This is a genomic window from Methylobacterium sp. GC_Met_3 (assembly GCF_026540775.1).
Classification (GTDB): domain Bacteria; phylum Pseudomonadota; class Alphaproteobacteria; order Rhizobiales; family Beijerinckiaceae; genus Methylobacterium.
The window spans coordinates 140,439-161,608 of sequence record NZ_JALNUL010000008.1 but is presented as its reverse complement, the minus strand read 5'-3'; the positions used below and the strand labels follow the sequence as shown (position 1 = coordinate 161,608).

19 protein-coding genes are annotated in these 21,170 nt (G+C 70.0%); 9 read left to right on the top strand and 10 right to left on the bottom strand.

Features of this window, described 5'->3' with window-relative positions; genetic code table 11:
- Positions 1 to 346 precede the first annotated feature (346 nt).
- Entirely contained in the window at positions 347 to 1,624 is a 1,278-nt protein-coding gene (gene phaZ, locus OXS27_RS13430; protein WP_267356570.1) for a polyhydroxyalkanoate depolymerase, read from the bottom strand.
- 316 nt (positions 1,625 to 1,940) lie between these two features.
- Between phaZ and OXS27_RS13425 the strand changes: the two genes are divergently transcribed.
- The 5 genes from OXS27_RS13425 (at position 1,941) to purQ (ending at position 5,351) form a co-directional block, all read left to right on the top strand.
- Positions 1,941 to 3,332, top strand: coding sequence for an ActS/PrrB/RegB family redox-sensitive histidine kinase (locus tag OXS27_RS13425; RefSeq protein ID WP_243917673.1), 1,392 nt, complete (start codon positions 1,941 to 1,943; stop codon positions 3,330 to 3,332).
- A gap of 45 nt (positions 3,333 to 3,377) precedes the next feature.
- The gene (locus OXS27_RS13420) at positions 3,378 to 3,977 is read left to right on the top strand and encodes an ActR/PrrA/RegA family redox response regulator transcription factor (protein WP_243917671.1); all 600 of its coding nucleotides are present in this window, start codon (positions 3,378 to 3,380) and stop codon (positions 3,975 to 3,977) included.
- Positions 3,978 to 4,076: 99 nt separating this feature from the next.
- On the top strand, positions 4,077 to 4,316 hold the full coding sequence (locus OXS27_RS13415) for a hypothetical protein (RefSeq protein WP_243917669.1): 240 nt from the start codon (positions 4,077 to 4,079) through the stop codon (positions 4,314 to 4,316).
- Between the two features lie 115 nt (positions 4,317 to 4,431).
- Positions 4,432 to 4,671 carry a phosphoribosylformylglycinamidine synthase subunit PurS gene (gene purS, locus OXS27_RS13410; RefSeq protein ID WP_243917660.1) on the top strand — a complete coding sequence of 80 codons (240 nt, stop codon included), beginning with the start codon at positions 4,432 to 4,434 and terminating at the stop codon, positions 4,669 to 4,671.
- Positions 4,671 to 5,351, top strand: coding sequence for a phosphoribosylformylglycinamidine synthase subunit PurQ (gene purQ / locus OXS27_RS13405; protein ID WP_267356569.1), 681 nt, complete (start codon positions 4,671 to 4,673; stop codon positions 5,349 to 5,351). The genes purS and purQ overlap by 1 nt, the downstream gene beginning before the upstream one ends.
- Positions 5,352 to 5,663: 312 nt before the next feature.
- On the opposite strand, the gene OXS27_RS13400 is transcribed toward purQ, so the two are convergent.
- The 5 genes from OXS27_RS13400 to OXS27_RS13380 form a co-directional block, all read right to left on the bottom strand.
- On the bottom strand, positions 5,664 to 8,096 hold the full coding sequence (locus OXS27_RS13400; RefSeq protein WP_243917656.1) for a penicillin-binding protein 1A: 2,433 nt from the start codon (positions 8,094 to 8,096) through the stop codon (positions 5,664 to 5,666).
- A 170-nt stretch (positions 8,097 to 8,266) separates the two neighbouring features.
- A complete protein-coding gene (locus OXS27_RS13395) occupies positions 8,267 to 9,526 on the bottom strand; it encodes an N-acetylmuramoyl-L-alanine amidase (protein ID WP_267356568.1) in 1,260 nt (419 codons plus the stop codon).
- A gap of 119 nt (positions 9,527 to 9,645) precedes the next feature.
- A complete protein-coding gene (locus tag OXS27_RS13390; protein ID WP_267356567.1) occupies positions 9,646 to 10,266 on the bottom strand; it encodes a hypothetical protein in 621 nt (206 codons plus the stop codon).
- 248 nt (positions 10,267 to 10,514) lie between these two features.
- Positions 10,515 to 10,868 carry a phasin gene (locus tag OXS27_RS13385; RefSeq protein ID WP_243917650.1) on the bottom strand — a complete coding sequence of 118 codons (354 nt, stop codon included), beginning with the start codon at positions 10,866 to 10,868 and terminating at the stop codon, positions 10,515 to 10,517.
- Between the two features lie 330 nt (positions 10,869 to 11,198).
- Entirely contained in the window at positions 11,199 to 12,455 is a 1,257-nt protein-coding gene (locus OXS27_RS13380; protein WP_267356626.1) for a glycosyltransferase, read from the bottom strand.
- Between the two features lie 112 nt (positions 12,456 to 12,567).
- Between OXS27_RS13380 and OXS27_RS13375 the strand changes: the two genes are divergently transcribed.
- Complete coding sequence (locus tag OXS27_RS13375) at positions 12,568 to 13,836, top strand: glycosyltransferase family 4 protein (RefSeq protein WP_267356566.1); 1,269 nt, start codon at positions 12,568 to 12,570, stop codon at positions 13,834 to 13,836.
- A gap of 113 nt (positions 13,837 to 13,949) precedes the next feature.
- Positions 13,950 to 14,126, top strand: coding sequence for a hypothetical protein (locus OXS27_RS13370; RefSeq protein ID WP_267356565.1), 177 nt, complete (start codon positions 13,950 to 13,952; stop codon positions 14,124 to 14,126).
- Positions 14,127 to 14,215: 89 nt separating this feature from the next.
- Here OXS27_RS13370 and OXS27_RS13365 read toward each other — a convergent pair whose 3' ends face one another.
- The 4 genes from OXS27_RS13365 to OXS27_RS13350 all read right to left on the bottom strand — a co-directional run bounded on the left by OXS27_RS13365 (position 14,216) and on the right by OXS27_RS13350 (position 19,080).
- Positions 14,216 to 15,898 carry an acyl-CoA dehydrogenase family protein gene (locus OXS27_RS13365; protein WP_267356564.1) on the bottom strand — a complete coding sequence of 561 codons (1,683 nt, stop codon included), beginning with the start codon at positions 15,896 to 15,898 and terminating at the stop codon, positions 14,216 to 14,218.
- Positions 15,899 to 16,178: 280 nt separating this feature from the next.
- Positions 16,179 to 16,385, bottom strand: coding sequence for a hypothetical protein (locus OXS27_RS13360; protein ID WP_243917642.1), 207 nt, complete (start codon positions 16,383 to 16,385; stop codon positions 16,179 to 16,181).
- A gap of 78 nt (positions 16,386 to 16,463) precedes the next feature.
- On the bottom strand, positions 16,464 to 18,014 hold the full coding sequence (locus OXS27_RS13355; protein ID WP_267356563.1) for an FAD-dependent oxidoreductase: 1,551 nt from the start codon (positions 18,012 to 18,014) through the stop codon (positions 16,464 to 16,466).
- Between the two features lie 175 nt (positions 18,015 to 18,189).
- Complete coding sequence (locus tag OXS27_RS13350) at positions 18,190 to 19,080, bottom strand: DMT family transporter (protein ID WP_267356562.1); 891 nt, start codon at positions 19,078 to 19,080, stop codon at positions 18,190 to 18,192.
- A 269-nt stretch (positions 19,081 to 19,349) separates the two neighbouring features.
- Between OXS27_RS13350 and OXS27_RS13345 the strand changes: the two genes are divergently transcribed.
- Entirely contained in the window at positions 19,350 to 20,222 is an 873-nt protein-coding gene (locus tag OXS27_RS13345) for a YihY/virulence factor BrkB family protein (RefSeq protein WP_243917710.1), read from the top strand.
- Complete coding sequence (locus OXS27_RS13340) at positions 20,201 to 21,073, top strand: alpha/beta hydrolase (protein WP_243917637.1); 873 nt, start codon at positions 20,201 to 20,203, stop codon at positions 21,071 to 21,073. The genes OXS27_RS13345 and OXS27_RS13340 overlap by 22 nt, the downstream gene beginning before the upstream one ends.
- The last annotated feature ends 97 nt before the right edge of the window (positions 21,074 to 21,170 follow it).

The window sequence follows — 21,170 nt, the reverse complement described above, 5'->3', positions numbered from 1 at the left end:
GTCGAGGGGCGCGCGGTCATCGAGGCCGCTTCACGGCACGCGTGTCTCCCTCCCCCCTCCGCGGACGACGATATTCACATTTCGGGTTTGATGCGCGCGACACCCCCTCCCCCCGCGTGCGGGGAGAGGCCCGCACGGGCTTCGTCGTCCGTGCGGGAAGCGGAGGCGAAGCCGCAGCGGCGGTGAGGGGGCGGCTCCGGAAGGGACTCCTCCATTCGAGCCCCCCTCACCTTCGGCTGCCGCCTCTCCCCGCAAGCGGGGCGAGGGGGAAACTGCGTCCAGCCTCGGCGCAGTCGGCACAGCGTGAATTCACAAGCCCCTGCGGAGAGGGAAACCTGCGGCCCGGTCAGCCCACCTGCCGCAGATGCCCGCCGCGCGCGGCCGGCACCGCCTGCATGGCGCGGATGAAGGCGGCGATGCGCGGTGCGATCACCGTGCGGTAGCGGGAGCCGTTGAACACCCCGTAATGCCCCACCCCGGCCTGGAGGTGATAGGCTTTGCGCGCGTCGGGCAGGTTCGGCGTCAGGTCGAGCGCCGCCTTGGTCTGGCCGACGCCGGAGATGTCGTCGTTCTCGCCCTCGACCGCCAGGATCGCGCAGCGGCGGATCGCCCCGAGATCGACCGGAACGCCCCGGTGCTGCATCTCACCCTTCGGCAAGGCGTGGTTCACGAACACGGTCTGCACCGTCTGGAGGTAGTACTCGGCGGTGAGATCCATCACCGCGAGGTACTCGTCGTAGAACTCCCGGTGCTTCTCGGCCGAGTCGCCGTCGCCGCCCACCAGATGGTCGAACATGTCCGAATGGGCGGTGACGTGCCGGTCGAGATTCATCGCCATGAAGCCCGAGAGCTGCAGGAAGCCCGGATAGACCCGGCGCCACGCCCCCGGGTAGATCGGCGGCACGAGGCTGATCGTGTTCTGCTCGAACCACTTCTGGCCGCGCTCCTGCGCGAGGCAGTTCACCGCGGTGGGCGAGCGGCGCGTGTCGATCGGGCCGCCCATCAGGGTCATCGAGCTCGGCACGGCGGGCTCGTCGGCCGCCTCCATCAGCGCCACCGCGGCGAAGACCGGCACCGCCGGCTGGCACACCGCCATGACGTGCAGATCCGGCCCCAGGACGGCGAAGATCTCCTGCAGGTAGTCGATGTAGTCGTCGAGGTCGAAGCGGCCGGCCAGCAGCGGCACCATCCGGGCGTCGGTCCAGTCGGTGACGAACACCCGGTGGTTCGGCAGCATCGCCTCCACGGTGCCGCGCAGCAGCGTGGCGTAGTGTCCGGACATCGGCGCCACGATCAGCAGCTTCGGTTGCGCCTCGGTGGGCGGCGTCGGGAAGGCGCGGTCGAAGGCGATCAGGCGGCAGAACGGCCGCTCCCACACCACCCGCTCGCTGACCGGCACCGCTTGGCCGTCGACCATCGTCTCGGTGAAGCCGAAGGCCGGCTTGCCGTACTGGCGGGTGACGCGCTCGAACATCTCGCAGCCGGCGCTGACCGCCCGCGCGTAGGGCCCGTAGGCCAGGGGATTGCCGGGAATCTGGAGGCCGTAACGCGTGAGATCCGCGGCAACCCGGGCCGGCGTCATCAGGGCGCGGGCGCCCTCGTACATCGAATAGGCCAGGAGCATCGTTACCTCACGGTCTGCCGCCGGCCTTCGGTGTTGCGTGCCAACCGGCACCGAACACCCCCGACCAGAATCGGCAGGATAATGTTCCACCCTGAACGATAATGGAACATCCCCAGGTGGGGACGATTTCCCTGTGACGATGACGCCTGTGACGATTCGGCCCGGATGACTTGCCCCGGATGACGTTCACCGGAGAACTTGCCCCGGAAGACTTGCCGGCCTCCCGCATCCGCGACATCGCCGGCCTTGAACGTCGCCGGCTGTCGCGAAACGTTCGTACCGGCCCAGTCCGTCCGACGCCTCACCGAAGCAGTGCATGCCCGATTCCGATCTGAACGGCCTCGTCCGCGACGCGCGACACCTGCGGCTCGACACCTTCGTCCGCCTGCGCTGGCTCGCCATCACCGGCCAGAGCGCGGCCGTGGTCGGGGCGCAGTTCGGCCTCGGCCTGCCGCTGCCCTTCGGCTGGTGCTTCCTGGTGATCGCCACCTCGTCCTGGCTGAACCTCGCGCTGCGCATCCGCTTCCCGGCGAGCTACCGGCTCAGCGACGATTCCGCGGCCTTGCTCCTCGCGTTCGACATCGTGCAGCTCGCCGCCCTGCTGTTTCTCACGGGCGGGCTGCAGAACCCGTTCTCGCTGCTGTTCCTCGCCCCCGTGCTGATCTCGGCGACCGCCCTGCCGCCGGAGCGGACGCTGGCGCTCGGCCTGCTGGCGGTGGGTCTCGCGACCCTGCTGGCCCTGGTCCATCGGCCCCTTCCCTGGTTCGCGGACGGGCGGATCGAATTGCCGTTCCTGTACGTCTCGGGCGTCTGGACCGCGATCCTGCTCGGCACCGCCTTCACGGGCGTCTACGCGTGGCGGGTGGCGGAGGAGACGCGGCTCCTCGCCCAGGCGCTGGCCGCCACCGAGCTCGTGCTCGCCCGCGAGCAGCACCTGTCCCAGCTCGACGGGCTGGCGGCCGCGGCCGCCCACGAGTTGGGCACCCCGCTCGGCACCATCATGCTGGTCACCAAGGAGCTGATCCGCCAGCTCGGCCCGACCGCCTCGCCCGCGGTGGCGGAGGATCTGAATCTGCTGCGCGAGCAGGTCGACCGCTGCCGCGGCATCCTGGGCAAGCTCACCTCGCTCGACGGCGACGGCGCCGGCGCCGGCTTCCTGGAGACGGTCACGTTCAGCCACCTCGTCGAGGAGCTGGTGGCGCCGCAGCGGGCGCTCGGCACCGCGCTCGACATCACGAGCCTCGGGGACGGGCCCGAGCCGGCCTGCCGCCGCAACCCGGGGGTGATGTTCGGTCTCGCCAACATCCTCGACAACGCCGCGGACTTCGCCGAGGCGCGGGTATCCGTGGAAGGACGCTGGAGCCAGGAGCGGGTCTGGCTCGAGATCCGGGACGACGGCCCGGGCTTCTCCAGCGAGGTTCTGCTGCGGGCCGGCGAGCCCTACGTAACCACCCGCAGTCAGGACCGGCCGCAATCGGGCGGGACCGTCGGGGCGGGGCTGGGGCTCGGGCTGTTCATCGCCAAGACCCTGATCGAGCGCTCAGGCGCCCAGCTCGTGCTGATGAACGTGCCCACGCCGGAATCCCACGGGGCGGTGGTGCGCGTGTCCTGGGCCCGCCACATCTTCGAGCGCGGGGCAGCGCCGCGTCATTCGCCGGAACTCAATATCCAACACCCCCTGCCCCCGCGCGATGTCGTTCCTATATAAGGGACAGACCAAGAACTGACGATGAAAACCTGAAAGGAACGCCCGATGCTTACGCAGCCCGGGACCGCGGCGGCGACCGACGCTGCCGTACTCAGCGACGCCGATCCACTGGCCGCCTTCTCCGACCGCAGCCTGCTGATCGTCGATGACGACAAGCCCTTCCAGACCCGTCTCGCACGCGCCATGGAGAGCCGCGGCTACCACGTGCAGGTGGCCGACAGCGTCGCGGACGGCGTCTCGGCCGTCGAAGCCCGGGCCCCGGCCTTCGCGGTGATCGACATGCGCCTCGGCGACGGCAACGGCCTCGACGTGATCGCCCGCCTGAAGGAGCGCCGCCCGGAAGCACGCGGCGTGATCCTGACCGGCTACGGCAACATCGCAACCGCGGTCACCGCGGTGAAGCTCGGCGCCTTCGACTATCTCGCCAAGCCCGCCGATGCCGACGAGATCCACGGCACGCTGATGGCGCAGCCCGGCGAGCGGGCCGATCCGCCCGAGAACCCGATGTCGGCCGACAGGGTCCGGTGGGAGCACATCCAGCGGGTCTACGAGCTGTGCGGCCGCAATGTCAGCGAGACGGCCCGGCGCCTGAACATGCATCGGCGGACGCTGCAGCGGATCCTGGCGAAGCGCGCGCCGCGCTAACAGGGGTGCGCTTGGTTGCATCGGCGGCCCTGCCGGGCTAGCTGCGCGGGTCTCGGACGGTTTCGTCCGGGACCCGTCCTATTTTCAGGGGTCGATCGCGTGAACGGGCGCAACGCCATCACCATCGTGAGCATGATGGTCCTCGTGGGCACCGAGGTGTTCGCTGTGGCCATCGCGGCCGGCTGGGCGCTGGCCGGCCTGTTCGATCTCGGGGACCGGGTCGGCCATGTCCTGATGGGTCTGTTCAGCCTGTTCGCGGCCTGGATCATGCTGCAGCTCTGGCGGCGGGCGATCAGCATCGAACCGCTGCGCGCGGGTGCCGCCTCGCCCCGTCGATGACGCGACCCGCGTTCGACAGGCCGGCGGCCTTCCTGCTACAGAGAACCGCGGCAGCCTGTGAAACGTTGCCGCAGGTGAGACCCTCGTCCCGGCGACGCGCGAGACCCGAGAATCCATGAAAGCCCGTATTATCGTCACCCTGAAGACCGGCGTGCTGGACCCGCAGGGCAAGGCGATCGAGGCCGCGCTCAAGTCGCTGGCGATCCAGGGGGTCGAGGGCGTGCGGCAGGGCAAGGTGTTCGACATCGAGGTGGCGGCCCCCGACGCTGCCGCCGCCGAGGCGACGCTGCGCACCGCCTGCGAGAAGCTCCTGGCCAACACGGTGGTCGAGAACTACACGATCGAGATGCTCTGATGCACGCCGCGGTCATCGTCTTCCCCGGCTCGAACCGCGAGAGCGATGTCGTCCGGGCATTGCGCCGCTCGGGCGCGCGGGTGAGCCTCGTCTGGCACGCGGATCACGAGCTGCCGGCCGGCACCGACCTCGCCGTCCTGCCGGGCGGCTTTTCCTACGGCGACTATCTGCGCTGCGGAGCGATCGCCGGACGGGCGGCCGCCATGGATGCGGTGCGGGCGCATGCGGCCCGGGGCGGCCTCGTGCTCGGCATCTGCAACGGCTTCCAGATCCTGTGCGAATCCGGCCTGCTGCCGGGCGTCCTGATGCGCAACGTGAACCGGCGCTTCATCTGCCACCGGCAGACGCTCCGGGTCGAGCGCACCGATACCCGCTTCACCAGCGCCTACCGGCAGGGTCAGGTCATCGACGTCTGCGTCGCCCACGGCGAGGGCAACTATTTCGCCGATCCCGAGACTCTGGCGCGGATCGAGGGCGAGGGCCGGGTGGCCTTCCGGTACTGCGACGCGGCGGGGACCATCACCGTCGAGGCCAACCGCAACGGCTCGCTCAACGCGATCGCGGGCGTCCTGTCGGAGAACCGCAACGTGCTCGGCATGATGCCGCACCCGGAGAACTTCGTCGAGGATCTGATCGGCGGCACCGACGGGCGCGGGCTGTTCGACAGTCTGGCGGCGTGATCGCTCGCGAAGACTGGTATTTACGAGGTATTAAGGTTTTTGATTGATAAAGAGGCATCCAGTTTTCTGGATGTGGAGTTGGACCTACTCGTCCGCTCTGTTTGATGCCTCCCTGAAGACTCCTCCAAGCCGCTCCCTCCGGGGCGGCTTTTTTCTGTGCGGGCTCAGGAGCGCGCAGAGCTGCGATGGTCGCATATCGCTGGGCGGGGTGCCTTGTTGGGCGGCCGTTTCGAAGATGATTCTTCGCGTCCGCCGCGTCTCCCTCCCCCGCAGAGGGGGGAGGGAGACGCGCGGTTCTCGTGGGTTCCGTCCTCAGTACAGCCCACCCGCCTGCGCGGCCCGATCGGGATCCGCCGGCACCGCCGCCGCCGCGGGGGCCGGTGCCTGGCTGCCGCCGGACGGGGCCACGTAGGAATCCGGCGGCGCGGTGCCGGGCTTGAACGCCTCCAGGATCGTCCCCGCCCCCTCGCTCGAGCCGGCCCGCGTGCCGCTGGCGAGGTTGATGCGGATCAGCTTGATGCCCGGGGGTACGCGGAACGGGGTCGGCGGCTTGTCCTTGAGGGCGGTCTTGAGGAACTCCAGGGCGATCGGCGCGGCCAGCCCGCCGCCGGTGGCGCGGTCGCCGAGCGAGCGGGGCTTGTCGAAGCCGAGATAGATGCCCACCGCCAGATCCGGCGAGAAGCCCACGAACCACGCGTCCTTGGCGTCGTTGGTGGTGCCGGTCTTGCCGGCGAGCGGCTTGCCGATCTGCTTCAGTAGGGTCGCGGTGCCGCGCTGGACCACGCCCTCCATGATCGAGACCATCTGGTACGCGGTCAGCGGGTCGAGCACCTGCTCGGAATCGTCCACCAGCTTCGGCTCGTCCTGGCCCGACCACTTCTCGGCGTCGCAACCGATGCACTTGCGGTTGTCGTGCCGGTAGATCGTCTCGCCGATGCGGTCCTGGATCCGGTCGATCAGGGTCGGCCGGATGCGCCGGCCGCCATTGGCCAGCATCGAGTAGGCGGTGACCATGCGCATCACCGTGGTCTCGCCCGCGCCCAGCGACATCGGCAGAACCGGCAGCATGTCGTCGTAGACGCCGAATCGACGGGCATACTCGGCGATGAGCGGCATGCCGACATCCTTGGCGAGCCGGACCGTCATCAGGTTCTTCGAGTGCTCGATCCCGTAGCGCAGGGTGTGCGGGCCACCGGACTTGCCGTCGTAGTTCGAAGGCGTCCAAGCCTCCTGGCCGGGGCCGCCCTCGATGGTGATCGGCGAGTCCTGCACGATCGAGGCGGGGGTGTAGCCGTTGTCCAGAGCCGCCGAGTAGACGATCGGCTTGAACGAGGAGCCGGGCTGGCGCATCGCCTGGGTGGCGCGGTTGAACTCGGATTCGTCGTACGAGAAGCCGCCGACCATCGCGTGGACGCGGCCGGTATTCGGGTCCATGGCCACGATGGCGCCGGAGACCTCGGGCTTCTGGCGCAGGCGGAACTGGCCCTTCCCGCCCTCGATCGCCTCGACATACACCATGTCGCCGGCCTGGAGATTGGCGCGGCCGGCCCAGCGCATCCCGTCCGGGGTGATCACGCCGGTCTCGCGGTCCTTGCCGACCTGGCCCGACGCCTCGCGCTTGGGCTGGAGGCCGACCTGCACGCCGCCGCCGCCGTTGCCCAGCACCACGGCGAGCCGCCAGGGCGCCACGTCGCCGAGCGCCGGCACCTCGGCCGCCGCCATGCCCCAGTCGCGCCCGGTCAGGTCGACCTTGGTGACAGCGCCGCGCCAGCCATGGGCCTGATCGTAGCGGACGAGGCCGTCGACCAGGGCCTTGCGGGCCCAGGCCTGCATCTTCGGATCCAGCGTCGAGCGCACCGAGAGGCCGCCCTCGTAGAGCTTCTTCTCGCCGTAGCGCTCGGAGATCTCGCGGCGGACCTCCTCGGTGAAGTAGTTGGCATTGGCGGCGTTCGGGAAGGCGACCCGCGGGTTGACCCCGAGCGGCATCTTCTTGGCCGCGTCCGCCTCATCCCGGGTGATGTAATTGTTCTCCGCCATCAGGCGGATGATCTCGTTGCGGCGGTCGAGCGCCGCCTGGGTCTTGCGGTAGGGGTGGTAGTTGTTCGGCCCCTTCGGCAGGGCGGCGAGGTAGGCCGCCTCGTTGATGGTCAGCTCGTGGACCGACTTGCCGAAATAATCGAGCGCCGCCGCGGCAACCCCGTGCAGGTTGCGGCCCGGGACGATGGTGCCCAGGAAGATCTCGTTGAGGTAGAGTTCGAGGATCTTGTCCTTGGAGTAGGCCGACTCGATCCGGAGCGCCAGCAGCGCCTCCTTGACCTTCCGGTCGTAGGTCTGCTCGGAGGACAGCAGGAAGTTCTTGGCGACCTGCTGGGTGATGGTCGAGGCGCCCTGGCGCTTGCCCGACTTGGCGTTGGTCAGGAAGGCACGCACGATCCCCTCGGGGTCGATGCCGCCATGCTTGTAGAAATTCTTGTCCTCGGCCGACAGGAAGGCCGCGACCACGATCTTCGGCATCGCCTGGATCGGCAGGTAGAGCCGGCGCTCGCGGGCATATTCGGCCAGCAGCGAGCCGTCGGCCGCGTGGATGCGGGTCATCACCGGCGGCTCGTAATTGGCGAGCGCGGCGTGGTCGGGCAGGTCCTGGCTGTACTTCCAGTAGAAGTAACCGCCCGCCGCCGCGCCGATCACGAACAGCACCGCGGCGGCGCTGAACAGGATCCCGAAGAAACGAAGGATCAGACGCATCCGGTGTTCCGCTCGTCGCTGGCCCGGCCGCATGCCGGAATCGGCTCACCCGGCGCGCAGCTCCGCTCACGATGCGGTCGGCCCCCGGATGGTCACCTGAGGCCCCCTCGGATTGCCGGTTGCGACGGCGGTGCGACGGGGCGTTCGGACAGCCCGTATCGACACTTACTCTATGGTAAAACTGGGGCGACGGCGGCCGAGCGACGCGTCATCACGGGCCGCCCCAGGCTGGCACGATTGGAGAAGAACACGTCGATCGCCTTGGCCATGGAGCCGGTGACCCCGGCGCGCCACTCCGGCGATTGCAGCATCTCCAGGTCGCGCTTGCTCGACAGGTAGCCCAGTTCCACCAGCACGCTCGGCACATCGGGGGAGCGCAGCACCACGAACCGCGCCTCCCGGTGGGGCTTGGAACTCATCTCCATCACCGGGCCGAGCTGGCCCATCAAGGTCCGGGCGAAGCCCGACGAGAACCCGCGGGTCTCCCGCAGGGTGAGTTCCTGAAGGATGTCGGCGATGTCCGGCGGCGCCTCGGCGGACTCGGCGCCCGCGGCGGCGTCGGCCCGGTTCTCGCGCTCGGCGAGCTTGGCGGATTCGAGATCGGTCGCCTTCTCGGCATTGGTGTAGATCGTGGCGCCGCGCACCTGCGGGGCCGCCGAGATCGAATCGGCGTGGATCGACACGAACAGGTCGGCCTTGGCCTCGCGGGCGAGGCGGACGCGGTCGGCCAGAGGCACGAACACGTCCCGGTCGCGCGTCATCCGGACCCGGTAGCGCCCCCCTGCCTCCAGCTTCTCGACGAGCGCCTGGGCGAAGCCGAAGACGATGTCCTTCTCGAACACGCCGCCCACCGCGATGGCGCCGGGATCGGTGCCGCCATGGCCGGCATCGACCATGATCAGCGGGCGCTGGTCGGTGGGTTCGGGCGCGGCGGCCCGGGCCTGCGCGGGGGCGGGATCGGCCGCAGCTGCCGCCTTGCGGAAGGCGTCGCGGTCGGCACGCTGCAGCGGGATCGTGAGCAGCACGGCGCCGTCCTTGGCCCGGGTCGTCGTCTCGATCTTGCCCACGGTGGCGGGGCTCGCGAGGTCGATCACGATGCGGGACCGCCCGGGGGCGAACAGGCCGTAGCGGAAGGATTGCACGAGGCCGTCCCGGCGGCTGCCCGCGCCCGATTCGAGCTGGAAGTTGACCTCGGGCAGGTCGATCACCGCCCGGTCGGGCCGCTCCATCACGAAGCCGCGGGCCTCCACGGCCCGGGACAGGGTCAGGGTGAGGCGCGTCGTGCCGCCCTGGCTGGCGAGATCGGCCCCGATGGCGATGGCGGGCTTGTCACCGTTCTGCGCGGCCGCGGGCGGACCGGCCATCACCGGCATGAGCGCCAGGGCGAGGCAGAAGCAGGCGGATCGGATCAGACGTGCGCAGTTCGGCATCGGTGCGGTTTGGTTTCCCATACCCTCCGATACGGCATGGGACCGGCTTGGTTAACGGAGCGTTGTCGCACCCGGTTCGATCCGGCAACCCGTTTTGCGAGGGGGCGACAAGTCCGGTCTCAACGGAATGCGACGACGCGGCTCGCCTTGCCCATCACCGTGACCCAGCAGGTCAGCGAAGCATCGGCGGCACGCTGGGCCTCGCCGACTTGGAGGCGAATCAGATCGGCCGGCGTGCGGACATCCGAGAGAGCCCGGAAATGCTCCAGGGCGGCGGTGCCCTCGCCTTGCATGTAGCGGGCGATGGTCGAGCCGATCTCGATCATGTCGATTGAGTCGGGTGCGAACGCGAACCGGTTCAGCGGCGCGGGCTCCGCGGTGCGCGGCATCGCGGTGGGGACGAGATCCGGCGCCGGAGCCGCGGCGAACGCCGTCTCCGGCTCCGCGCTTTCGGGCGCATGACGATCGTCGTGGGAGTCCTGATCGGCCTCTTCGTCGCGATCCGCCTCGGGGGGATTCACGGCGTGGGCAACGCTGTCAGGGGTATCGGTTTCGGGTGCGAGGCGGGGTTCGACCCGCACGGCCTGCGCCACCAGCTCGGCCGGGGCGACGGGATCAATCTCCGGGGCTGACGCCAAGACCGGCGCGTCATCCGCGAACCCGGCGCGTGACAGGGCCACCACGGACACGTCCGACTCGTCCACCGGGGCCTCGGACAAGGACGCGAGCGAGGCAGGCATCCCCGTATTAAGGGGCGGCTTCGGCTGCCAGTTGGAACGGCCTACTCTTGGCCGACGCGGCTTTCCCATCGCGCGATCTCCTCCTGTCCGCTCACGACCCGCAGAAGCGATAATCGGTCTGGCGGCGCCGTCCAGGGTCGAGCCCGTGACGCTCGGGCGTCGTATCGTTGGATCCGGGCGGTCCGAAGCGGCCACCCGGATCTTTTTAGAACACCCCCGATCCGTGAGGACCGGGGGTAGACCCATTCTTAACGGGCGACGTTCTGGACGAGGGCGCCGTAATCCTTGGCCTGAGCCTGGAACGCCGCGAACTGGCTGCGGACGAACTCGGACTGAAGCTCGAAGGCCTCGCGCAGGTCCTTCGTGCGCGCAAGCTTCTGCGCGAAGTCGAAGGTCGCGTTGGCATTGGCCTGGGCGTGGTCGAAGCCCTTCGCGAGGGCCGCGCTGACGGTCGACTGGAAGGTCTGGCCCGAGACCTGGGCCTGCTCGGTGACCTTGACGGCATTGGCCATCAGGGTGCCGACGGCGTTGCGGGCCTGGTCGACGCTCTTCTCGGCGAAGTCGCGCATTTCGGTCGGCATCTCGAAATTCGGGGTCTGCATCTGTGTCTCCAGAACGATCATTGGAGCGGGACGCCAGCTGCGTCCGCCGTGACGCGCCTCTATATGTTGCAGTGCAACAAGAAGTCAAGTGCATATTGCGGGGCTGGATACCCCCTCGGCAGGATCGATAAAATGCCGGATCCAGGATCTCGGAAGATTTATCTCCGGACCCGGGCCGATACACCAGACCATCGGCGAAGCTTTGCCGTTTATAGAGGCCGCCTGGATTGGTGATTCGGAGCGCGCATCCGTTTACAAGAAATCGTCCTGTTGTCCAGAGGGGCTGAACGGGTCGTGTATCCTAAATACATATTACCGGATCGATGGGCTTCACGGGCGTTCCAGTAGAGCCGGTAACGGGTGATGCTGCACCGCACCCGCATCGCGTGCGAGCTGGCCGTACAGCGTCCGGAGTGCGGCCGCATGGGTCGCCAGCGTCATGGGCGCAGCGCGGGCTTCGGCATAGGCCCGCGCGCCGAGGCTTCGGGTGCAGGCATCGTCCCGCAGGGCCGTGAAGGCGGCCGCCAGGGCCCCGACCTCCGGGGCGACCACGAAGCCGGTCTGCCCGTGGCGGACCTTCTCGGCGGCCCCGGATCGGCCGGAGGCGACCACCGGGATTCCGGCGGCCAGCGCCTCGTAGACGGTGAGCGGCCCGGTCTCGTACCAGCGTGACGGCGCGGCGAGCGCCCGGGCCCGGCGGCGCAGGATCTCCCAGACCGCGGCGGGGCTCTGCCAGCCGATGATCTCCACGCCGTCCCGGGCGCGCAGCTCGGCCTCCAGGGGACCGGCGCCGATGAACAGGGCGGGCAGGCCCGCCCCGCGGGCGGCCCCGGCGACCAGATCGGCGCCCTTCTCCCGGGTCAGGCGCCCGACATACGCGATCGCATCGCCGCGGTGGGGCTCGGCCGGTGGCCCCTCCGCGACCCGGACCGGGTTGTCGATCCGGTGGTGGGTGACGGCGTAGGTGCCGAGAAGGTCGCCCATCCGCCGCTGGCTGGCGTCGCTGACATGGACCACGTGGAGCGGCAGCCCCCGCACCGCCTGCCGCAGGGCCACGGTCCGGACGACGCGCACCAGCTTGTGGGCGCGGCTGCGCGCATCGCAGGGCGCCGCGATGCAGGCGGCCGACAGGGGCTTGAGTCCGCAGGGCTCCGCCCGGTCGAAGCGGTAATAGACCCCGTTCGGGCAGGCCAGGGCGTAGTCGTGCAGGGTGACGATGAGGGGCACGCCCGCTCCCGACAGGACCGGGAAGATCGCCGGCGACAGGGCGCGGGTCCATTGATGCAGGTGGATGCAGTCCGGCCGCTCGGGCAACGCGGCGAGCGCCGCCGCGAGGCTGCGCGCCGCCGCCGCATGCCAGATCCCGGCCGCCGCGGCCTTCGCGCCGCCGAGCGACCAGATGTCCGGCAAGCCGAGCACCACCCGCCGGATGTTTGCGTGATCGAGCAACGGGTCGGCCGCGCCCGCAACCGCCTGGAGGTAAGTGACCGAGACGCCGGCCTCCGCGAGCCCCCGGGCCGATTCCAGCGCGACCTTCTCGGCCCCACCGCTGGCGGACGCGAACTCGGCCAGGATCACGACGTGCATGGAAACGGCCCCGGTCTCGACAGCCGGGATCATGGCGAAAACCAGTTTACGGGGGATCAACCGCGGGTCGTTACAACGCTCAATCCCGAACTAGAGCGTCGGAAACCCGACCATGCACGTCGTCCTCGTCGCAGACCACGCCTCGATCAATGGCGGACAGGCCAAGGTGGCGATCGAATCCGCCCTTGGGCTCGCCGCCCGCGGGGTCCGGGTGAGCCTGTTCGCTGCCGTCGGCCCGGTGGATCCGCGGCTCGCACCCGCCGGCATCCGGGTCGTCTGCCTGGAGCAGGACGATATCTCGACGACGCGCAACAAGCTGGCGTTTGCCGCGCAGGCGATCTGGAACGGCAAGGCGAGCCGGGCGCTCGCGCGGGAACTCGCCGCCTGCGACCCGCGCGACACCGTGGTCCATGTCCACGCCTTCGCCAAGGCGCTCTCGCCGTCGATCGGCACGGCGCTCCGGGCTTCGGGCCTGCCCTGCCTGTACACGATGCACGAGTTCTTCCTGGTCTGCCCGACCGGCGGATTCTACGCCTACCCGGAGCAGCGGATCTGCCACCGCACGCCGATGTCGGCCTCCTGCATCGTGGCGAATTGCGACGCACGCAGCTACCCGCGCAAGGTCGCCCGAATGGTCCGCCATGTCGGCCTCACACAGGTAGCCCGGCTGCCGGAGCTGTTTTCGCACGTCATCACGATCAGCGACCTGCAGGAGCGGGTCGTGCGGCCGCTGATGCCCCAGGGAACGGCGTTCCACCGGATCGACAACCCGATCGCGGTGGCACAGGCGCCGCTGCGGGACGGGCCGCCGGGCGATTTCCTGTTCGTGGGGCGGATCTCCACCGAGAAGGGCGCGCCGATCTTCGCCGAGGCGGCCCGGCAGGCGGGGGCGCGGGCGGTCTTCGTCGGCGACGGGCCCGAGCGGGCCGCGCTCGCTGCGCGCTATCCCGAGGCCGTCATGCTGGGCTGGCGCGCGGCGGACGCCGTGCAGGAGCTGATGCGGCAGGCCCGGGCGCTGGTCTTCCCGAGCGTCTGGTACGAGGGCCAGCCGCTGACCGTCTACGAAGCGCTGGCCTGCGGCGCGCCGGTGATCGTCAGCGATGCCTGCGCGGGCCGGGAGGCGGTGGTCGACGGCGAGACCGGGTTCTGGTTCCGCTCGGGCGACCCGGAAGCGCTGGCCGCACATCTGCGCAGCCTGTCGGACGATGGGCTCGCCACCCGGATGAGCCGGGCCGCCTACGAGCGCTACTGGGCGGCGCCGCTCAGCCTCGACGCCCATCTCGACCGCCTGGCCCGGGTCTACGAGACCGTGATGCGCGGCGCCGATGCCCGTGATCCGGTCGCCGCGGCGGCGGCCGAGCGGTCGATCCCGGCGACGTGAGCGATCGGGGGCCGGATTGCCGCGCGGTCCCCGAAAGATCGGAAACACCCGCCGCCGCCCGCGTTGATGCGCACTGGCACCTTGCGTGCCCCCGTCACGGACGAGTGAGCGACATGGCCGACGAGCAGAAGCAGAACGAGATTAAGCCGGGCTTCCAGCAGGGCAGCGCCAAGGCGGGCGACAACGCGCATCCCGACAACAAGCAGGAGAAGCTCAACGAGCGCCTGGACGACGCCCTGGAGGAAACCTTCCCGTCGAGCGACCCGGTCTCGGTGAAGATCACCAAGTAGATCTGAGTTTCCAAAGGGCCTGAGGCCCTTTGGCGGGGTGTCGAGGCGGAGCCCCGACGATGCCGGGCGGCCGGGGAGCCGCCCGGTCCTTACGCGGCTTCGAGCAGACGCCGCGCGATCACCTGGGCCTGGATCTCGGCCGCACCCTCGAAGATCGAGAGAATGCGCGCGTCGCACAGGATCCGGCTGACCGCGTATTCCAGCGCGAAGCCGTTGCCGCCGTGGATCTGCAGGGCGTTGTCGGCCGCCGCCCAGGCGACGCGGGCGCCGAGCAGCTTGGCCATCCCGGCCTCCAGGTCGCAGCGCTTGCCCTCGTCCTTCTCGCGGGCCGAGAAGTAGGTCAGCTGGCGGGCGATGTTGATCTCCACCGCCATCATGGCAAGCTTGTCGGCCACCCGCGGGAAGCTGACCAGCGGCTTGCCGAACTGCACCCGCTCCTCGGCATAGCGCAGGCCGACATCGAGGGCCGACTGGGCGACGCCGACGGCGCGCGCCGCCGTCTGGATGCGGGCCGACTCGAAGGTCTGCATCAGCTGGGCGAAGCCCTTGCCCTCGACCTCGCCGAGGAGGTTCGCGGCCGGGACCTCGAAGCCCTCGAAGGCCAGCTCGTATTCCTTCATGCCGCGGTAGCCGAGCACCTCGATCTCGCCGCCCGACAGGCCCTGGACCGGGAAGGGATCCTCATCGGTGCCGCGGGGCTTCTCGGCGATCAGCATGGAGAGGCCCTTGTGGCCCTTCTCCTCGGGCTTGGTGCGCACCAGCACGGTCATGATGTCGGCGCGGACCGGATGGGTGATCCAGGTCTTGTTGCCGCTGATCTTCCACGTGTCGCCGTCCTTGACGGCCTTGGTGCGCAGGCTGGCCAGATCCGAGCCGGTGTTCGGCTCGGTGAAGACGGCAGTGGGCAGGATGTCGCCCGAGGCGATCTTGGGCAGGAAGCGCTGCTTCTGCTCCTCGGTGCCGCCGCACAGGATCAGCTCGGCGGCGATCTCCGAGCGGGTGCCGAGCGAGCCGACGCCGATATAGGCCCGGGACAGTTCCTCCGAGACCACGCACATGGCGGTCTTGGGCAGGCCCATGCCGCCGTATTCCTCGGGGATCGTCAGGCCGAAGACGCCGAGTTCGGCCATCTTGGTCACGATCTCCATCGGGATGTAGGCGTTTTGCAGGTGCCATTCGTGCGCCTGGTCGACCACCTCGGCCTTGCCGAAGCGGCGCATCTCGGAGCGGATCGCCTCCATGTCCTCGTCGAGGCCCGAGGCGCCGACGGTCGCCGAGCCGCTGCCGTCGCGCATCTGGGCGACCAGGGCGGCGCGGTTCTCGAGGGTATTGCCCTCGCCGATCAGGGTCTCGACCGCATCGGTGCGGTACTGCGCCACCTCCTTGGCGGTGAGGCCGAGCGAGCCGATCGGGCGGACCATCTCGCCCTGGCTCATCGGGATGCCGGAGAAGAGCTGGTCGAGATACTCGCCGGCGCCGATCCGGACGAGGAGCGACTCGGTCTCACCGAACTTGCCCTCGCCCTGGAGGCGCTCGGCATAGGCGCCGAGTTCACGCACGGCCTCCGCGTAGGTGGCGAGCCACGCGAGCCCGTGGACGGCGTGCTGCTGGCCTTCGAGCTTGGCCGCGTCGATCCGCCCGTCCGTCCCGAGGATCCGCGTGCGGACCCGGCGCGTGGCCTCGGCGGCCAGCGCCTTGGCGCTCTCACCGGCGGCCTTGGTGAGGGACACGAGATCCTGCGGCTCGGTCTGGATGGCGGGGGATGCGGACATGGTTTTTTGCTCGCGTGGCGTTTCTCTGGATCGTGTCTTTTAACCTGTTCGCGGCGCAAGCCGAAGCAGATTTCGTTTGCCGCGTCTTGAACTGAAGTTGAAGAGCGGGGGACTTCGGACACAATCCGGCCGATGCGGGCTGCCTGATCACGTCCGGCTTTACGCGACGATCCTTGAAAACCGGACTGCATCAGAGCCGCGCGTCTCATTCCCCCTGCTGCGGACCAGGAAGAGCGCGCGGCGAGCCCGGTCGATCAGGTCTGGAAGAGCCCGCCCAAGCTCAGCGTTTCTGCTCGCAACGCGTCTTCAGGTAGGCGCCATCCTCGCCCTTGAAGCCGGCATTGGCGGCAAGCACCGGGCCCTGGATCAGGCATTCCTGGAGGGTGTGGGCCGGGCCCGTGACCACGTCGATGGCGGTGTCGCGCGAGCAGTCCGGGGCCTGGACCGAGGCGGCACAGATGAGGGCGACGACGAGGATCTGGTTCATGGGGCCTCCCGGCTCGGCCCGGCTTGTCGGACGGCGGGCAGCGTCAAGCGAAAGGCACAGGTGGGGGCGCCGGTTCCATCACACCTGTGCGGCCAAATCGGCGCCGCCCTCGATCGCTTCCGGACTCGGCACTCGGCCCTCGCCCAGCAGATGCAGGAACGCCGTGAAGGGCTTGTTGCGGCCGATGCTGCAGGCCGCCACCGCGCGGCCCTCCCGGACATAGTAGGCGATGAAGTCGAGGGCGGCCGGATCGCCCTGCAGGATGATCCGCTCGAAATCCGGCGCGTAGCCGCCATAGTCGAGGCGCTTGTCGCCCTGGTTGCTCCAGAAGAACGGCGCGCCGGAGAAGTCGCCCTGTGCGCCCAGGATCGCCCGGGCCGCGTGCGTCCCGTGCTGCTGAGCGAGCCGCCAGTGCTCGATCCGCGCGGTTACCCCGCTGCCCTGCTCCGGGAAGGCGGCGATGTCGCCCGCGACCCACACCCGGTCGGCGAGCGTGAGGTCACCGCCGACCCGAAGGCCGCCGTTCTCGTCCGGCTCCACCCCGGCGACGATCCCGGTCTCGGGCGACGCCCCGGCACCGATCAGGACGAGGTCGGCCGGCAGGTTTTCACCCGCCTCGGTCTCGACCGCGGCGACATGGCCGTCACCGGCGAGCCGCGCGACTTTGCCGGTGACAAAGGTGATGCCGTTGCCGGCATGGTAGCGCTTCAGCGCCGCTCCAACATCCGCGCCGAAGCGCTTGGCGAAGGGGATCGCCTCCCGGGACAGGACCGTCACCGACAGACCGCGCTTGGTCAGGAAGGCCGCGGCCTCCAGGCCGATGAAGCCCGCCCCGATCACCACCACGCGCTTGGCGTGCCCGGCAGCCTCGCTGAGCCGCACGGCGTCGTCGAGGCTGCGCAGGGTCATCACGCCGTCGAGGTCCGTGCCCTCGAAATCCGGCACCGCGGCGCGGCTTCCGGTGGCGATCAGCAGGGCGTCGCCGGTGAGGGTGCGCCCGTCCGCCAGGGTGACGCTACGGGTCGCCGGATCGACCCGGGTGGCCTCGGCCGCGATCCGCTCGACTGCGTGGGCCGCGGAAAAGTCCGGCTCCAGCAGGGTCTTCTCCGGCGGCGTCGGCTTGGCCAGGAACTGCTTGGACAGCTTGGTCCGGTCGTAGGGCGGGTGCGCCTCGCGGCCGACCATGGTGATCCGGCCTGAAAACCCTTCGCGACGCAGGGTCGTCACGCAGGCGGCCGCCGCCGCGCCGGCGCCGACGATCAGGACGGTCTCGATGGAGGTCGCGGCGCGCTTGGCCGGTGCGGGTTCGGGCGTGAGCGTCGCCACCGCCTCGCCGCCCTCGATCCGCACGGGATAGCGGGTCAGAGGCTCGAGGGCCGGCGGCTCCTCCAGGCTCCCGTCGGCGACCGAGAAGGCGGCCTTGTGCCAGGGGCAATAGAGCCGTCCGCCGCAGATCTCGCCCTTGGCGAGCGGCGCGCCGAGATGCGGGCACTTGGCCTGGAAGGCGCGCACGCCGTCCGCGTCGCGCACGAACAGGACCGCGTCATCGCCCGCCTTGCCCTCGGCCTTGCCGCCGAGGGGAATCGCGTCGAGGGCGAGGCGGATCTCGCGGGGCTTATCCTGATCCATGCGTGTCGCGCTCGGTGCCGGCCCGGGCCATCCAGCCCGCGCGCATCAAACCGCGAGGCGGCGAAGGGTTTCCGGGCCCTGCAGTCGCAGGCCCAGGTCATGGTATCGAAAGGTCGAGACCTTTCGCGGGTCCAGGGCGGAGCCCTGGGAAACCCGGGCCTCGGGCCGGAGGGTCTCAACCCCGGCTCGCCACCGCGACCCCGAGGGCGGCCAGCGCCATCCCGGCGCCCTGGAGCGGCGTCAGCACCTCGCCGAACAGGAGGTAGCCGAGCACGGCCGCCACCGGCGGGACGAGGAAGAACAGCGCCGCCACCCCCGCCACCGCGCCGCGCCGGATCAGCGCCAGCAGCAGCAGGATGCCGGCCACCGAGTTGATCAGGACCGCCCAGGCAAGCCCGAGCCAGACCGGCGCGACGGATTCGAACCGCGCGCTGCTGAAGGCGAGCGCCAGCGGGATCGCGCAGGCCATGCCGCCGACGAACTGGAGCGTGGCCCCGGCGAGCAGATCGACCCGCCCGCCGGTGCGCTTCTGCCAGAGGGTGCCGAGGGTCAGCGACAGGACCGCCAGGAAGCTCACGCTCAGCGCGAGCGGCGGGATCCCTGACGGATCGGCGGCGCCGAGCTTCGGGGCCAGCACGAGGCCCGCGCCGGCAAAGCCCATCAGGATCCCCAGTGCCCGCCGTGCGCTGACCCGCTCGCCGAGCAGGGGTTGCGCCAGAAGCGCGGTCAGCAGGGGCTGGAGGCTGCCGACGAGGGCCGCGATCCCCGCCGGCAGGCCGTGGCTCACCGCCCAGAACGTGCTCGACAGGTAGACACCCTGCATCAGGAAGCCCGCGATGACGGGATCGCGCCAGCCCGCCCGGTCCGCCGGCCAACGCACGCGCGACGCCAGCGCGATCCCCGCCAGCACCAGGGCGACCGCCGTGAAGCGCACGGCCGTGAAGCCCAGCGGATCCGCGTGCGGCACCACCGCCCGGGCCGAGATGAAGCCGGTCGCCCAGATCGGTACGAACAGGGCCGGGAGGAGGCTGGCCGCGTGCGTTGGGGGTCGTGAGGATGTCGGCATAGCGGTATCTAAGGCGCATCCGGCCCCCGAGTCGCAACGGCGATCCGGCGCATCCCAGGAGCGTGGGATCCGCGCGTCACCGGTTCGTGTTCGGGACCGGATCGCGTCGGCTGCGTTGACGGGCCGGCATGGAACGCTCTCCACCGAGGTGGATACCAGCTCGGCACGGGAGAGTGCGTCACAACAAGGCTCGAGCCGTTCATCAGCGAGCCGTTCCGCCAGAGGATCGTCAGAGCATCGTGAAACCCATCCGCAACGGATTCCAGATCATGGGCGTGGCGGCGCAGCGCTTCGTCTCCCACGACGGCTGGGCGATCGCGAGCCACATCGCGCTTTCGACCCTCACCTCGCTGTTCCCGTTCCTGATCCTGCTGGCGGCCTTGGCCGGCCTGTTCGGCACCCAGTCGCTCGCCGACGAGGCCGGGGTGCTGATCTTCGACGCGTGGCCCCGGGAGATCGCCAAGCCGATCGTCGGCGAGGTGCACCGGGTGCTGACCGAGCAGCGCCGCGGGGTGCTGACGCTCGGCGCGCTGTTCGCCCTCTACTTTTCCTCCTCGGGGGTCGAGAGCCTCCGGGTCGGGCTGAACCGGGCCTACGGGCTGCGGGAGAGCCGGCCCTGGTGGCTGACCCGGCTCGAATCGATCGGCTACGTGATCTGCGGCGCCTTCGCGATGCTGGCCTTCGCGCTGCTCGTGGTGCTGGGGCCGCTGATCTGGCGCGCCCTCGTGCTGGTGGCGCCGGGGCTCGAGCCCCTGAGCCTGACTGTGGCGATCGGGCGGATCGGGATCACCGCGCTGCTGCTCGCCGTGATCCTGGTCATCGCCCACAAGTTCGTCGCCGCCGGGCGGCGCTCGATCCTGTCGGTGCTGCCGGGGATCGGGGTGACGCTGGTCCTGTGGTTCTTCGCCGGCCTCGGCTTCGGCTATTATCTCGACCGATTCTCGAACGCCTACGCGTCCACCTACGGCGGCTTGGCCACCGCGATGGTGTTCCTCGTGTTCCTCTACTGGCTCGCCGCCATGTTCCTGTTCGGCGGCGAGATCAACGGCACGGTGATCGCCGCCCGCCGCAGCCGGTTGCAGGCGAAGATGCTGGCCCGCCGGGCCGAGATGGAGGGGAAATGGACGGCCTCGAACACCTGACGGTTCCCGTCGCGGGCGCCGACCTGCACGTCGCCCGCTGCGGCACGGGTTCGCCGCTGCTGCTGCTCCACGGCTGGCCGGAATTCTGGCTGACCTGGGAACCCGTGATGGCGCGCTTGGCGTCCCGCCACACCCTGATCGCCCCGGACCTGCGCGGCTTCGGCGACAGCGGCACGCCGGTGGGACCCTTCGGGCCGGCCGATCACGCCGCCGACATGGTGGCGCTGCTCGACGCACTGGGGATCGAGCGGGCCGGCATCGTCGGCCACGATGTCGGCGGGGCGGTGATCCAGGCGCTCGCCCGGGCGAATCCGGAGCGCTGCGCCGGCCTGGTCCTGTTCGATTTCGTGTATCCGGGGATCGGCCCCCGCCTCGCCGCGCCCGACCGTCTCACCGAGATCTGGTACCAGTCGTTCAATCAGATGGATCTGGCGGTGCAGCTGGTCGGTGCCAGCCGGGCGAGCTGCGCCGCCTATATCGGGCACTTCCTGCGGCACTGGTCGCACCGCAAGGACGCGTTCGATCCGGTGCTCGACGCCTTCGTGGACGCGTATTGGAAGCCCGGAAACCTCGCGGGTGGCTTCGCGCATTACCGGGCGGCCCATGCCGGGCGGGTGGCGATGCTCAAGGGCGAGGCCCCGCCCCTGCCGCCGATCACCGTGCCGACCTGCGTGCGCTGGGCCGAGCACGACCCGATCTTCCCCTACGCCTGGACCGACCGCCTGGGCGAGACCTTCTCGGATCTCGATCTGGCGCCGTTCCCGGGGGTGGGGCACTTCCCGCACCGGGAGGATCCCGACCGGGCGGCGGAGGAGATTGCGGGGTTCTTCGCGCGGATCGGGTGGGTGTGAGCCACCGCGTGTCTGGCGTGCGCGAGAAGCCCTCTCCCGTGGGGCTACTCGATCGGCACGCCGTGCGCGGCACAGTGGCGGCCGAATGAAGCGCGGG